The sequence below is a fragment of the Coriobacteriia bacterium genome, from assembly GCA_014859305.1.
Classification (GTDB): Bacteria; Actinomycetota; Coriobacteriia; order Anaerosomatales; family Kmv31; genus Kmv31.
Genome location: JACUUM010000006.1, coordinates 1 through 14742 on the forward strand (window position 1 = coordinate 1; position 14742 = coordinate 14742).

General features: G+C 65.9%; 11 protein-coding genes. All 11 read left to right on the forward strand.

Annotated elements, in window-relative coordinates:
* Window positions 1-47 precede the first annotated feature (47 nt).
* The 11 genes from IBX62_01930 to IBX62_01980 all read left to right on the forward strand — a co-directional run bounded on the left by IBX62_01930 (window position 48) and on the right by IBX62_01980 (window position 14707).
* On the forward strand, window positions 48-2804 hold the full coding sequence (locus IBX62_01930; protein ID MBE0475844.1) for a hypothetical protein: 2757 nt from the start codon (window positions 48-50) through the stop codon (window positions 2802-2804).
* A 450-nt stretch (window positions 2805-3254) separates the two neighbouring features.
* Entirely contained in the window at window positions 3255-6017 is a 2763-nt protein-coding gene (secA, locus tag IBX62_01935) for a preprotein translocase subunit SecA (protein MBE0475845.1), read from the forward strand.
* A 24-nt stretch (window positions 6018-6041) separates the two neighbouring features.
* Window positions 6042-7187, forward strand: a complete 1146-nt coding sequence (gene prfB, locus IBX62_01940) for a peptide chain release factor 2 (GenBank protein ID MBE0475846.1) — start codon at window positions 6042-6044, stop codon at window positions 7185-7187.
* Complete coding sequence (locus IBX62_01945; GenBank protein ID MBE0475847.1) at window positions 7187-7939, forward strand: PHP domain-containing protein; 753 nt, start codon at window positions 7187-7189, stop codon at window positions 7937-7939. Before prfB ends, IBX62_01945 begins: the two co-directional genes overlap by 1 nt.
* 171 nt (window positions 7940-8110) lie before the next feature.
* Entirely contained in the window at window positions 8111-8968 is an 858-nt protein-coding gene (locus tag IBX62_01950) for a transketolase (GenBank protein ID MBE0475848.1), read from the forward strand.
* On the forward strand, window positions 8965-9909 hold the full coding sequence (locus IBX62_01955) for a transketolase family protein (protein ID MBE0475849.1): 945 nt from the start codon (window positions 8965-8967) through the stop codon (window positions 9907-9909). Before IBX62_01950 ends, IBX62_01955 begins: the two co-directional genes overlap by 4 nt.
* 223 nt (window positions 9910-10132) lie before the next feature.
* A complete protein-coding gene (locus IBX62_01960; protein MBE0475850.1) occupies window positions 10133-10351 on the forward strand; it encodes a MerR family transcriptional regulator in 219 nt (72 codons plus the stop codon).
* Window positions 10303-10692, forward strand: a complete 390-nt coding sequence (locus tag IBX62_01965; GenBank protein ID MBE0475851.1) for a hypothetical protein — start codon at window positions 10303-10305, stop codon at window positions 10690-10692. The genes IBX62_01960 and IBX62_01965 overlap by 49 nt, the downstream gene beginning before the upstream one ends.
* Window positions 10693-10710: 18 nt before the next feature.
* Window positions 10711-12975, forward strand: a complete 2265-nt coding sequence (locus IBX62_01970; GenBank protein ID MBE0475852.1) for a SpoIIE family protein phosphatase — start codon at window positions 10711-10713, stop codon at window positions 12973-12975.
* Between the two features lie 72 nt (window positions 12976-13047).
* The gene (ftsE, locus tag IBX62_01975) at window positions 13048-13800 is read left to right on the forward strand and encodes a cell division ATP-binding protein FtsE (GenBank protein MBE0475853.1); all 753 of its coding nucleotides are present in this window, start codon (window positions 13048-13050) and stop codon (window positions 13798-13800) included.
* Window positions 13790-14707, forward strand: a complete 918-nt coding sequence (locus IBX62_01980; GenBank protein ID MBE0475854.1) for an ABC transporter permease — start codon at window positions 13790-13792, stop codon at window positions 14705-14707. The genes ftsE and IBX62_01980 overlap by 11 nt, the downstream gene beginning before the upstream one ends.
* Window positions 14708-14742 lie beyond the last annotated feature (35 nt).

The following is a 14742-nucleotide window of genomic DNA, read 5'->3' on the forward strand; positions in this document are numbered from 1 at the left end:
TAACGCGCTCTGTGGAACACGTTAGCTCCCTACCGCCGAAGATACTGGTGATTACTGCAGAGCTTCTGCGGTTCTCTAGCCGGGAGGTCGGAGAGCTTCTTCATGACGTAGGCCATCGTGATATCGAGGAACATCTCGTCAACGAACTGCTCGAGTTCACAAAGGGACAGCCAGCACTCTTGGTTCTCTGCATCCCGTACGTCCTTTGCCTGCAATCGACAGGCGAGCTGAAGCAACAGCAGGAGTGGCGCTTCTCAAGTGTTGCTTCCCACCTGCGTTGGCTGGCCAACTGTCAGCTTGAGCGAGATGATCGCATCGTGCTGTATGCGGCGGCACTTCTAGGTAAGGGAAGCATAGGGCAGCTCTGCAAGATTACGAACCTTGCAGACAGGGTGCGCCTCAAGAGGATTGCTGAGGTTGTGCCCCTTGTGACTCTTGCTAGCGATAGTACGTATTCTATGCATTCTCTTGCCCAGGACGCTTTCATGTCAGTCGAGTTTGTGCTATTGACACTGGATGAACAGCATCATCTCATAAAGTCTGTCCTCCGAGAGCTTCTTGTCGAGGGCCGATACGTTCGACTACTGGCCATTCTGAGATTCTGCCCCGACCCTTACGAGCGCTGCGCGATGCTCTCAGAGTACGGCGATGTTCTGTTCGCTCGAGGCCTACTTACCGGAATGAGGGATTGTTTGGAGCAACTGCCACCTGCTGTCCTGCTTTCTTCGCCACATGCTATCTACTTGCTGGCTCAGATTCTTCAAGAACAGGGTTGGAATGAGGAAGCTCAATCGAAAGCTGCTGTGGCGAAGAGCCTGGCAGAAGCAGGAGAGAATGATGCTCTCGTGGGTGAGATAACTCTGTACATGGCCATGTCTTGGATGGACTCTGGCCGCTTACTGCAAGCCGTGGAAGCGTTTTCGGCCTTTCTTCAGAGACCAGACTCCACTGTGCCAACGGAGGTTAGAGTTCTTGTTCTCAGTCTGCATGCTGTCTGCGCGGCACTCATCGGGCAGAGGGTAGCATCGGAGGTCAGTCTGGCGCGGATTCAGGAACTCTCAATGCGTGGTGATGCAACCCTCGCCGACGACATTGTAGCCCGTGTGCACCTGTCCCGCGGACTAATCTCTGCACTAGCGGATGGGTTCTGGAGTGAAGCGAGCAAGGAGTGGACGAGAGCCTTAGAGAGCCCTCGAATCGCAGAAGCCCTGCGATTGAGCATAATGGGCAACTTGGGATGTAGCTACTGTGAGGTAGGACGACTGCGTTGTGCAGAGTCTGTGATATCTGATGTGTTGGCGAGATCACGCGAGCTGGGCTTCGTCGGACACTACAACTGCTTTCTTGCCGATAAGGGCATGGTTGCTGCTGCTCGATGTGAGTATGAGCAGGCAATCTCGTATGTTAGGGAGTCTATTCGTGAGTGTGAAATGGCTGGCGGCGACAGTTATGGCCATCAAGGACGGCTGTATCTTGTTGCAATCCTTAGGGCAATGGGCGAGACAGAGGATGCGGTACTCGAATGTGACCTCCTGCTCCAGAAGCTGGCTAGTCACCCTAATGTAGTCTTTCGCAACTCTGCCTTCCTTGAGACAGCAGCTTCGCTGGCTGTCTGCGGAGAATACGAGTCTGCTAGGAAGCTTGTTGATCGTCTGACCGATGAAGTCGGCGAGTCGATTGGGCTGCTGCAAAGGCTCAAGGCGGAGCTGATTCTGGCAGTTTGTGAATCGGTCAAGAGTGGCAAGGACATCAGGATCAACGGTTATGGCAAGCTGAGTGAGTACGTTGAGTCCGGGAGTGCGAACTGGCAACTGACGATGTACTTGCGGGCGTTCCCCGGACTTGTTGAGGCTCTTGCGGACTCATGTGGTGGTCTTCACGCGCTGCCCATAGGGCTCCTCAGGATGCTGGCACTCGATGGGTGTTCAGTCGTTGGCCGAAGGGTGCGGCAGCATCTGGATGCCCGGAAGTGTACACATGCATTCTTGGCAAGTACGGGGTTTCATCCTCGTCGTGTCTGCATAATCAGCGTTCTTGGTGCCTGCGAGGTCGTCACTCCCCAAGGTCCCGTCCCTGCCCGTGCCTGGCGTAAGCGCAAGGCGCGCGTGCTCTTCGCGATGCTCGTCGTCAAACGGGGCCAGGACGTTCCTCGGGACCAGATTCTCGAACACCTGTGGCGGGACATGGACGAAGTGCGCGCTCGCAACAACTTCTACGTGGTATGGAGCGCGATGAAGTCGGCCCTCATGGGAGTAGTATCGCGGAGTGAGCCCTGCCCCTATGTGGAGAGCATCGGCGGCGTTTGTCGGGTCGTCCGGGAGAACCTGCACACCGACCTCGACGATTTCGACGAGCAGCTCGAGCAGGCGCGCGTCGCCGAGGGTTCGGGACGTCCTTCGGAGGCCATCGCGGCGTACGAGGCTCTGATGGGCATCTACCGTGGCGATCTGCTCCCCGGTGACCTCTACGACGACTGGTTCAGTTCCGCACGTGAGCACTATCGCCAGGAGTTCACCGACGCGATGCTCAGGGGAGCGGCTCTCCACGAGCAGCATGGCATGCCCGATCAGGCGTTGCGGATGGTGCGAGCGGCACTAGCGTTCAACAGCTGGCGGGAGGACCTCTACCGGGCGGCGATCCGGTACCAGATGGCCACCGGACAGCGAGGCGCGGCGATCGAGACATACGTCGCCTGTCGCACGAAGCTCTCGGAGGACCTCGGACTGGATCCTTCTGCAGAGACGCGGAGGCTCTACGAGGACATCCTTGCCATGGAGGAAGCGTCGGACAACGCGTTCGCGTGACGCCGGAGGGACCGGTCGCCGACTCGAAGGTAGTATCGGTAAGTAGCTGTACAGATCTGGGTAAGTCCGTGGGGCTACGCTCGTCGTGTCCTCGCCCGGCCGCTAAGCGCCGACGGGGACCGGCGGTTCGTCGGGCTTCCCGGACAAGGGACACCGCGACTGCGCGGGTACAGGCCCATAGGTGAGGAGACGGGAGACTCCTGAGGGGCACCGTATGAGGCTGAGGCGACCTGCCTGTCGAGCCCGCTGGGCTGTCGGGAAGGGAGCCGGGGAGGGCATCCTCCTCGGCTCCCTCCATCGTGCGAGCCGCGTACGCTGCGGCCCTGCTCGTCCCACTGCCCGCCGCGGCCCGCGAGCGGCTCGCTACGGCACGCTCTATGCTAGAATCGGGAGGTTCGGCCGAGGACTTTTCTTGCTGGCTACCAGCTACTTCTTGAGGTGTTGACACTCATGGCCAACGTGCTCACGCGGCTGCTCACGATGGGCGAGGGCCGCCAGCTCCGCGAATACCAGGGGACCGTGGCTCGCGTCAACGAGCTCGAACCCGACATACAGAAGCTCTCCGATGAGGCGCTGAGGGGCAAGACCGAGGAGTTCCGCCGCCGGGTGGCCGACGGCGAGACCCTCGACGACCTGCTCCCCGAAGCGTTCGCGGTATGTCGCGAGGCAGCCTGGCGCTCGCTCGGGATGCGCCACTTCGACGTGCAGCTCATCGGCGCAATGGTGCTGCACAGCGGCCAGATCGCAGAGATGAAGACCGGTGAGGGCAAGACGCTGGTCGCCACGCTGGCAGTCTACCTCAACGCGCTCGCGGGCGACGGCGTGCACGTCGTCACGGTCAACGACTACCTGGCCAAGCGCGACTCCGAGTGGATGGGGCGGGTCTACCGCTTCCTCGGCATGGACGTCGGCCTGATCCAGGCGCAGATGCCGAACTCCCAGCGCGTGCCGGCCTACCGCGCGGACGTCACGTATGGCACGAACAGCGAGTTCGGCTTCGACTACCTGCGCGACAACATGGTCGTGCACCCCGGCGACCGAGTGCAGCGGGGCCATCACTACGCCATCGTGGACGAGGTGGACTCGATCCTGATCGACGAGGCGCGCACCCCGCTGATCATCTCCGGCGCCGGTACCAAGTCGGCCGACACCTACAAGCAGTTCGCCAGGGTCGTTCCTCGGCTGCGCCTAGACGTCGACTTCGAGCTCGACGAGGCGAAGCGCACCGTCGCCGTTACCGAGGAGGGTCTGGCCAAGGTCGAGCGCGAACTGGGCATCGAGGACCTCTACATGGACCCGTCGGGCCAGCTCGTGAACCACCTCCAGCAGGCGCTGCGCGCGCAGTTCCTGTTCAAGAAGGACGTGGAGTACGTCGTCAAGGACGGCGAGGTGCTCATCGTAGACGAGTTCACCGGCCGCCTGATGTACGGCCGACGCTACTCGGAGGGCCTCCACCAGGCTATCGAGGCCAAGGAGAAGCAGCACGTCCGCGAGGAGAACCAGACGCTCGCCACGATCACCCTGCAGAACTACTTCCGCCTCTACGGCAAGCTCGCCGGAATGACGGGCACCGCGGTCACGGAGGACGCCGAGTTCCGCGAGATCTACAAGCTGCCCGTGATGGTCATCCCGACACACATGCCGATGATCCGCGACGACCGCGACGACCTCATCTACCGCACGGTGGAGGCCAAGTTCGAAGCCGTCGTGAACGAGGTAGCCGAGCGGCACGCCGCCGGGCAGCCGTGTCTGGTCGGCACGATATCGATCGAGAACTCCGAGCGCCTCTCGCGTATGCTCGCCAAGCGGGGTATCAAGCACAACGTGCTCAACGCCAAGTTCCACGAGATGGAAGCGCACATAATCGCGCAGGCCGGACGGCTGGGCGCGGTGACGATCGCCACGAACATGGCGGGCCGAGGTACCGACATCGTTCTCGGCGGCAACCCCGAGACGCTCGTCGACGACCTGCTGATCGAGCGGGGCATCAAACCCGAGGAGGCCACCGAGGAGCAGCGCGCCGAGGCCCTCGAAAGCGCGAAGCGCGTCACCGCCGAGGAGCACGTCAAGGTGGTCGAGGCCGGCGGACTCGCCGTCATCGGCACGGAGCGGCACGACTCGCGGCGCATCGACAACCAGCTCCGGGGGCGCTCGGGCCGTCAGGGCGATCCCGGCTTGAGCCAGTTCTATCTCTCGCTGGGCGACGACCTGATGAGGCTCTTCGGCGGAGACCGTATGGACCGCATCTCGCGGTTGATGGAGCGCACGCAGATCCCCGACGACATGCCGATACAGGCCGGGCTCGTCAGCAAGGCGATCGAGAGCGCGCAGCGCCAGGTCGAGGCGATGAACTTCGCCGCGCGCAAGCACGTGCTCGAGTACGACGACGTCATGAACCGGCAGCGAGAGGTCATCTACGGCGAGCGCAACCGTGTGCTGGACGGCAAGGACATCCATGGGCGGGTGCAGGAGATGATCCGGGAGCGCGTGGAGGCGGGCGTGCTCGAGTTCTGTCCGGAGCGCGTGTACCCCGAGGAGTGGGACTGGGACGGTGTGGAGGGCTGGCTGCACGAGCTGACGGGTACCGAGGGGCTGGCCGCCCGGATGCGGGACGCTTCGGGCGACACCGACAACCCCCACGAGCTGGCCGACCTGCTGGCCGAGGAGGTGCAGCGCCTCTACGGCGCCAAGGAGGAGGAACTGGGGCCGGAGAACCTGCGCGAGCTCGAGCGCCAGGTCATGCTGCGCGTCATCGACACGCGCTGGATGGACCACCTGCTGGAGATGGACTACCTGAAGGAGGGCATCGGGCTCCGGGCGATGGCCCAGGTGGATCCGCTGGTGGCGTACAAGGGTGAGGCGTTCGAGATGTTCGGCTCGCTGGTCGCCAGCGTCAACGAGGACTTCCTCCGCACGCTCATGCGCATCCAGGTCGTGCGCGAGGAGCGGCCCGAACCGGCCGTGCGAGACGTGTCCTACTCCGCCCCCAGCGAGCAGAGCATCTTCGCGGGCGCCCAGCGGGCTGCCGCTTCGGCGGTCAGCGGGCCGAGCCCCGATGCGATCTCCGCGGCCTCGGCTGCGGCCGGCGGGTCCGCGGCGGCGGCGACGATCGTCAAGGACAAGGAAGACCCGTTCGCCGACGTGGGGCGCAACGATCCGTGCCCCTGCGGCAGCGGCAAGAAGTACAAGAAGTGCCACGGCGCGATCGCGTAGAGGCACGGAGGGCACAGGCGAGACATGGCCGAAGACCGCCACAACGACATAGCCGTTCTGCGCGAGCGGGTCCAGCGGATGGGCGAGTACCTTCATCTGGGCGACAAGCGCGTCGAGGTCGAGGCGCTGGAGGTCCGGGCCTCAGAGCCCGGCTTCTGGGACGACCAGTCGGCGGCCCAGGCGACGATGGCCAAGGCCGCCGAGCTGCGGGATGAGATCGCGGCGTACGAGTCGATCGTGGCGGAGCTCGAGGAGGCCGAGGTCGCCAACGAGCTCGCTGTGAGCGAGGACGACGAGGACTTGGCGACCGAGACCTTGCGAATGCTGCGCGAACTCGTCCGACGCATCGACGACCTCGAGGTCTCGACGTGGTTCAGCGGCGAGTTCGACTCGCGTGACGCGATCGTCACGATCATCCCGGGGGCGGGGGGCCTGGAGGCGCAGGACTGGGCCGAGATGCTCATGAAGATGCTCGTCAAGTATGGCGAGTCCCGTCGCTGGAAGGTGGACCTGCACGAGGCGCCACCGGGAGTGGAGCTGGGCATCGAGCGGGCGGTCTTCACAGTGCACGGCCGGAACGCCTACGGCATGCTCCAATCCGAGATGGGGGTGCACCGGCTCGTCCGCATCAGCCCCACTGACGAGAGGAAGCGGCGCCACACGACCTTCGCCAAGGTCGACGTCCTGCCGGTGCTGCCCGCCGAGATCGAGGTCGAGATCCGTGACGAGGACCTTCGAGTCGACGTCTACCGTTCGTCGGGTCCGGGAGGTCAGTCGGTGAACACGACCGACTCGGCCGTCCGCATAACACACTCGCCGACCGGCATAGTCGTGACCTGCCAGAACGAGAAGAGCCAGACCAAGAACAAGGAGACCGCCCTGACGATCCTGCGGGCGAGGGTGTACGAGCTGGAGAAGGCTAAGCGTGAAGCTGAACTAGAGGAATTGCGCGGGGAGAAGCGCGACATCGCGTTCGGCAGCCAGATCCGCAGCTACGTGCTGTACCCGTACCAGATGGTCAAGGACCACCGCACGGAGATCGAGACGGGCAACGTGAGCGCCGTGCTGGACGGCGAGCTGGAGGAGTTCGTCGTGGGCTTCCACCGGTGGCGTGTGGGGGAGGAGGGCATCCGTCCGACCGCCCCCGCGGCTGCGGGGAGCGGCGAGTGATGCGCGTCCTGGCAGACCTGCACACCCACACCGTCGCGTCCGGACACGCTTACTCCACGGTGGCGGAGCTGGCGGCGAGTGCCGCCGCCAAGGGGCTCGAGCTGATAGCGGTGACCGACCACGGGCCCGGCTGCCCCGGCGGCGCTCATCCGTACCACTTCTGGAACCTGAAGGCGCTGCCGTCTGTCCTGGGCGGGGTGCGGCTGCTCAAGGGCGTGGAGACGAACCTCGTCGACAGCGACAACGGTCTCGACCTGCCCGACGAGATCCTCGCCCAGCTCGACTACGTCGCGGTCGGCTTCCACCCTGCCGGCGGTTTCGACGACGGGGACGCCGGGCGTAACACGCGGGCACTCGTGCGCGTGATGGAGAACCCTCTGGTGGATGCGGTGACGCACCCGGGTAACGGCCACTACCCGGTCGACGTACACGAAGTCGTGGAGGCCGCAGTCCGTCACCGCGTCGCGCTCGAGCTCAACGACTGGACCTTCTCGGGCACGAGCTCACGGACGCAGTTCGCCGAGGGTGAGCTGGAGGTCGCTCGGCTGGCCAAGGCGGCCGGCGCCAAGGTGGTGGTCGGCTCGGACGCGCACTTCCACTTGCACGTCGGTCGCTTCGACGCGGCGCTGGCCGCCGCCGAGGCGGCGGGGCTGACCGAGGACGACGTCGTGAACACGACGGCCGATCGCGTGCTGGCCCATCTGCTCGAGAAGCGGGAGCGGCCGCGACTGGATGCGGGGGGCGAGTGGTGACCGCGGGGTAGCGGTGCGGCCGGATTCGCGGGGTAGCGTTCAGCCGGAGCGGCCAGAGGAGCCTGCTCCGCCGGGCGACCGGCTTCGCGTGTCTCGGGGGCTCGTACCCAGCGGGAACGGGGTCGTACTGTATACTCGCGTCGCCGACGATCGACACCGGGGAGGTCTTCGATGACGACGACCGTGGACGTGCCGAGCATCGAGCAGACCGCGCGGCGCGTGCGATGCCTCATCGTCGAGATGACCGCCGCGGCCGGTTCAGGCCACCCGGGCGGCTCGCTGTCGGCCGCCGACATCGCGGCGACGCTGTACCTCGGCGTCATGCGCCACGACCCCGCCTGCCCGGACTGGCCGGAGCGCGATCGCTTCATCCTGTCGAAGGGGCATGCGGCGCCGCTCATCTACGCGGTGCTCGCCGAGGCCGGCTACCTCCCGGTCGAGGAGCTCTCCTCGCTGCGCAAGCTCGGTTCCCGCCTGCAAGGCCATCCCGACAGCACGAAGCTGCCCGGCATCGAGGTCTCCACCGGCTCGCTCGGCCAGGGACTGTCCGTAGCCGCCGGGATCGCCCTCGGCTTGCGCCTGCAGGGCAACGTCGCGTCTCGCGTGTACTGTCTGCTCGGCGACGGCGAGTTGCAGGAGGGGTCGATCTGGGAAGCCGCCATGTTCGCCGCTCACCACGGCCTCGACAGCGTCACGGCCGTCGTGGACGCGAACGGGCTGCAGATCGACGGTCCCGTGGACGAGATCGTGCGCGTGCAGCCCATCGCCGAGAAGTTCCGCGCGTTCGGCTGGGAGGCCATCCCGGTCGACGGCCACGACATCGCCGCACTGCTGGAGGCATTCGCGCGCGCGAGGAAGACGGTAGGTCGGCCGACGGTGCTCGTCGCGGACACGGTCAAGGGCGCCGGCGTGTCCTTCATGGAGGGCAGGTGCGAGTGGCACGGCGTCGCGCCGACGGCTGAGCAGGCGGAGCGGGCGCTGGCCGAGCTCTGGGGCGCGGAGCCCCCGGGAGAGGAGGCCGGCAGGTGAGCGGGGCGCGCGCCACGCGGGAGGCCCTCGGACAGACGCTGCTCGAGCTCGCCGAGGAGGGGCGCGACGATGTCGTGGCGGTGGACGCCGACCTCGCAAGGTCCACCACCACGGCCAAGTTCGCGGCGGTCCACCCCGAGCGCTTCTTCGACGCCGGAGTCGCCGAGCAGAACATGATCGGCGTCGCCGCGGGGCTGGCGGCGGCAGGGCTGACGCCGTTCACCGGAAGCTTCGCCGTCTTCGCCGCGGGCCGCGCGTATGACCAGGTGCGCAACACCGTGTGCTACTCGAACCTCGGGGTGAAGCTCTGCCCTACTCACGCCGGGGTCACGGTGGGTCCTGACGGAGGCAGCCACCAGATGCTGGAGGACATCGCGCTGATGAGCGTCCTGCCTCGCATGCGCGTGCTCGTGCCGGCCGACTATCATGCCGCACGGGCGGCGATACGGCTCGCCGCATCGACGCCGGGTCCGTTCTACGTCCGTCTCGGGCGAACCGCGGTCCCGTACATCTACGAAGAGAGCGTCGAGATCGAGCTCGGGCGAGCGCACGTGCTGCGAGAGGGAAGCGACGTCTCGCTGGTGGCGTGCGGCGTGATGGTGGCCGCGGCTCTGCAGGCAGCCGACGAGCTCGCCGACGAGGGGGTCTCCGCCGAGGTCATCGACGCCGTCAGCGTCAAGCCCCTGGACGCCGAGACGATCGCAGGCTCCGCGGGCAGGACCGGAGGAGTCGTCGTCTGCGAGGAACACTCCGTCATCGGGGGCCTGGGCTCGGCCGTGGCGACCGTGCTGGGAGAGAGGGTCCCCGTCCCGTTGCGCCGGATCGGCGTGCGCGACGTCTTCGGCATCTCGGGCGAGCCGGCCGAGCTGCTGTCGCACTTCGGCCTCACCGCCGAGGACGTGGCGCGTGCGGCAAGAGAGGTGCTGGCGGCGAGGAGTTGAGCGCTTCCCCTCCGGGTCGTGAAGGCCGGCGGGGAGCCGGCAGGCGTGGGGGTCGCGCCGCGAGAGCGGCTTGAGGGTACACATCCGTCTTGTATCGCAGGGGCGTCTCGGGACGGAGTGTGCGTTCCCGAACAGCCTCCGCTGATGAGTCGAGCTTACTCGAGGTAGACAGTGTAAGATTCTGGCGGATAAACGCGAGCGTGATGGGGAGAAGGACGTCCTTATGGGTCTCGAACCGGACATCCCCGTCTATTCGATCAACGCGGTCAGCGAGACGACGGGCGTCCCCGTCGCCGCGCTGCGATACTGGGAGAAGGCCTACGGCCTCATCAAGCCCGTCCGCACCGAGGGCGGGCACCGCCTCTACAGCCGCGAGGACGTCGAGCGCATCAAGTGGCTGAAGGCCAAGATCGACGAAGAGGGACTGCAGGCCGGCGCCTGAACGACCTGGAGTACAGCTCGCCGAGTCCGGCGCGTTTCCGGGACTACATGTACTCCCTGGTCCAGTCGATGGCGGTCAGGGGCGTGTCGGTGTTCATGACGAGCGAGGTGCGTAACCTGTTCTCGACGTCCGTGCTCACCGAGTTCGGCATCAGCCACATGTCGGACAACGTGGTCCTCATCCACTACCTACGGGAACAATCGAGGATAAAGCGCGCCATATCGGTGGTGAAGACGAGGGCCAGCGGTCACGACCCTCGCATCAGGGAGTTCGAGATCTCCGCTGAAGGTCTGCAGATCGGCGAGCCGTTCGCGGGAGAGGTGTTCGCGGCCTCGGAGTGACGAGCGGAGGCGGCGGCGTTGGCGTCACGTGTCGAGGACAGGAACCGGCGTCGCACCGACGAACATCTGCCGGTCTCGATGCGTCCACTGCAGGAGGCGGTCGAGTCGATCGTCGAGGTCGTGAAGGCGATCTCCGAGCGCGGCCGCCTCAGCATACTGTCCGTGGACCCCTCCACCGGTACCCTCTCCGTATCCGCCTCGCTGGGAGAGCCCGCGTTGCCCGCAGGCCGGTCCCTCCGGCTGGAGCCCGGCAGCGGGCTTGCTCGCATGCTGTCGGAGGCGCGTGAGCTCGTGATCGGCGTCGATGACGGGGCGCTGCCGGAGGAGGTCAGGAGCCTCTCGCGCTCCTTCGGCTTCAGGACATCCTTCCTCGTCCCGCTGACACCGCTTGGGCGGCTCGTCGGATGGGCCGTGATAGACGAGCCGGACAGCGAGCGCGCCTTCGGCGAGCGGGAACGGCGACTGCTCTCCGCGGCGGTGCGGCAAGCGAGCACGCTGTTGGAGAACCTGGAGCTGCGCGATCGGGTCTCCTCGCGTCAGAGGACCTTCGAGGGGATCGCGCACCTCGGGGTGGTGCTGACCTCGACTCTGCGCCTGGATGAGGCCGCGCGCCAGGTGGTCGAGTACGGTTCGATCCTCACGGGCCTGCGCGCGTTCATCCTCCTCTACCGCCCGGAGGGCGCCGCCGAGTTCGCGGTGCTGGCAGGTGAGGGCGTCTCCGAGCGGGTCACCAACTGCGTGTTGGAACCGATCGAGGTCGCGGCGATCGACCTGGAGCGGATACGCGTGTACACGACCGCCGACCTGCGGTCGATCACTCGGTCGAAGCTCTTCGACCACTGCGAGCTCGAGGGCTTCGCCTACGCGCTCGTCGCCCCGTTGAGCACGGAGGGCGGCAGGCTCAAAGGGATGCTGATCGGACTGGACAGACGGGTCCTGCAGCTCGACGAGGAACAGGAAGTGGCGTTCCACCTGCTCGTGATGCAGGCGACCAATGCAGTATGGAACGCCGAGCGCTACGAGGAACAGATGCGAGCACAGCGGGAACTGGCCACGCAGCTCGCGCGTAGCACGACCCTGCGGGAAGCGGCGGTGGCCGCGACCTCGAGCGCGGATGTGGACGAAGTCGCGCGGGGCGTGCTGGAGGCGCTCAGGGAACACCTCGGGCACCGCGCCGGCGACATCAGGCTTCTCGAGGCGGACGGCGTCCACCTGACGCTGATCGCCGCGTTCGGCTATCCCGAGCCCACCGTGCGGCGGATCGCGCGGGCGCGCACGGACGACCCCTCGCTGCTGGCGTTGCGCGCTGTGCGGGAGGATCGCCTGCTCACGCATGACGACGATGTCCTGTCGCCGGAGCGTCTGGCCTTCCTTCGCGGGTCCGGCGTGCTCGAGGAGCGCCATGCCTCCGTTCCCATCCGAAGCCGGGGTGCCGTGCTCGGCACGCTCACGCTCGTGTTCGAGGTTCGCAGGCCGTTCGCGCCCGAGGAACTGGCCCTCATGCAGACGGTTGCGGACGTCGTTGGTCAGGCGTTCGAGAACATGCGCGTCTACCAGGCCGAGCACGACCTCGCCGAGACGCTGCAGAGCTCCCTGCTCATCCTGCCGGAACGGGTGCCGGGCGTCGTGTTCGAGCACCTCTACCACTCGGCGGCGGAGGCCGCTCGGGTGGGAGGCGACTTCTACGACGTCTTCGAGCTGGAGCACGGGCGGCTCGGCATCGTCATCGGCGACGTATCGGGCAAGGGGGTGGACGCCGCCGCGCTGACGATGGTGACCCGCAATGCCATACGGGCGTATGCCTACGAGGGCGCCTCGCCCGCCCGGACCCTCGCCAAGGTGAACGAGATGGTGTTGCGGATGAGCGATCCGAGCTCCTTCGTCACCGCGCTCTTCGGCGTGCTCGACCCGGCTCGTCGCGACCTCGTGTATTGCGCTGCCGGCCATCCTCCGGGCCTCGTCAGGCGCAGGGATGGCCGGCTGGAAGCGACCGCCAGCTCCTCTCCGTTCCTCGGCGCGTTCGACTCCCTCGAGTTCGTGGACGAGTCGGCTCTCCTCGGCTCCGGCGACATCCTCTTCCTGTACACCGACGGCGTGCTGGAAGCTCGCAGGGGCGACCGCGAGCTCTTCGGCGAGGAGCGTCTCTTCGAGGCGCTCTCGGGTGCGAGCACGCCGGTGCGGGCGGTCACGGAGGTGTTCGAGCGGCTGACGGCCTTCGCCGGCGGCGAGCTGTCCGACGACGTCGCGTTGCTCGCCGTGATGCCGGCGCCGCCTCCGGCCTGACGGCCGGCGGCTGTGTCGCTTGCATGGAGAATCCCGGTCGGCAGACGTCGGTGGCTCGCCGTCTGCTAAGATATGCCGTTGGGAATCGTCGGCTCGACCTGCCAGCACATCCCAGCCAAGAAGGAGCCACATCACATGATCACCATGCGCAACGTGAGCAAGAGCTACGTTGCCGACAAGCCCGCTGCTCTCATCGACGTCGACGTGGAGATCGGCCACGGGGAGTTCGTCTTCCTCGTCGGACACTCCGGTTCGGGGAAGTCCACCTTCATCAACCTGCTGCTGCGCCAGATCCTGCCGAGCCGGGGACAGATCGCGGTCGCCGGACAGGACCTGGTGAAGATGAAGGGCTGGAAGGTGCCCTACCTTCGCCGCAACATCGGCTGCGTCTTCCAGGACTTCAAGCTGCTGCCCAACAAGACGACGTACGAGAACGTGGCCTTCGCGCTCGAGGTGATCGGGCGCTCCAGGCACGTGATCCGTACGCAGGTGCCCGAGGTCCTGCGCCTCGTCGGGCTCGAGGACAAGTTCGCCTCCTATCCCGACGAGCTCTCCGGGGGCGAGCAGCAGCGGGTCTCGATCGCGCGTGCCTTCGTCAACCGCCCGCCGCTGCTGCTTGCCGACGAGCCCACCGGCAACCTCGACCCGGCGACGTCGCTGGGCATCATGAGTCTGCTCAACCGCATCAACAAGACCGGCACCACCGTGCTGGTGGCCACGCACGACCGCGAGATGGTCGACTCCATGCGCAAGCGCGTCATCGCGCTGGAGGGCGGCCGCATCATCCGCGACCAGCACAGAGGGGTCTACGGCTATGGCGATTAGCGTCGGCTACTTCCTGAGAGAGGGGATGGTCAACTTCCGCCGCAACTGGGTGATGAGCCTGGGTGCGGTGATCACCATCTACCTCTCGCTGCTGCTCGTGGGCGTGTCGCTCGCCACAGGCGTCGTCGTCGACAACCTCGTCAAGGCGATGGAGGCCAAGGTCACGATCCAGGTCTTCCTCAAGGACGGCGCCGCCGAGGAGGACGTGACGGAGCTTCAGCGTGCGGTCTCGACGGATCCGATGACCAAGAGCGTGCAGTACGTGAGCAAGGACGAGGCGCTCAAGCGCTTCACCAAGAGCATGGCCGCCGAGGGGCCCGAGATCGTGCAGCAGCTCCAGGGCAACCCGCTGCCGGCCTCGCTGGACATCGAGCTCAACGACCCGCGGCAGGTCGACCAGATGGTGGAGAAGATACGGAATCACCCCAGATTCACCTCGGTGATCGACCGCCCGGACGACCCCGACAAGTCGCTCAACTGGGGACAGCAGGTCGTGGAGCGCCTGTTCTCGGTCACGCGCGTCATCCGCGTCACCGAGGTCGTCTTCATAGTGATGCTCGCGGTCGTCTCGTTCATCTTCATCAACAACACGATCCGCCTGGCCATCTACGCGCGGCGCAAGGAGATCGGCATCATGCGGCTGGTCGGCGCATCGAACTGGTTCATCCGGGTCCCGTTCCTCCTCGAGGGACTGACGCAGGGCCTGATCGGCGCGGGGCTGGCGATACTGACGCTCGTCGTCATCCAGGCGGCGGTCATGCCGCAGGTCCAGGAGACTCTGCGCTTCCTGCCGTTCAGCCTCACGCCCTCCTCGAGCGCCCAGATCGGGCTGGTGCTCGTCTTCTTCGGTATGCTCATAGGGCTCAGTGGCTCGGGATTCGCTCTGCGCCGGTACCTGAAGGTCTAGGCGCCTCGGCGACGCCTTCGTCGAACACCCGCGAC

What these genes read in the sequence shown, in the direction of transcription:
- secA (MBE0475845.1), top strand. Translation starts at nt 3,255, where the DNA reads ATGGCCAACGTGCTCACGCGGCTGCTCACGATGGGCGAGGGCCGCCAG.
- prfB (MBE0475846.1), top strand. Translation starts at nt 6,042, where the DNA reads ATGGCCGAAGACCGCCACAACGACATAGCCGTTCTGCGCGAGCGGGTC.
- IBX62_01945 (MBE0475847.1), top strand. Translation starts at nt 7,187, where the DNA reads ATGCGCGTCCTGGCAGACCTGCACACCCACACCGTCGCGTCCGGACAC.
- IBX62_01950 (MBE0475848.1), top strand. Translation starts at nt 8,111, where the DNA reads ATGACGACGACCGTGGACGTGCCGAGCATCGAGCAGACCGCGCGGCGC.
- IBX62_01960 (MBE0475850.1), top strand. Translation starts at nt 10,133, where the DNA reads ATGGGTCTCGAACCGGACATCCCCGTCTATTCGATCAACGCGGTCAGC.
- ftsE (MBE0475853.1), top strand. Translation starts at nt 13,048, where the DNA reads ATGCCGTTGGGAATCGTCGGCTCGACCTGCCAGCACATCCCAGCCAAG.
- IBX62_01980 (MBE0475854.1), top strand. Translation starts at nt 13,790, where the DNA reads ATGGCGATTAGCGTCGGCTACTTCCTGAGAGAGGGGATGGTCAACTTC.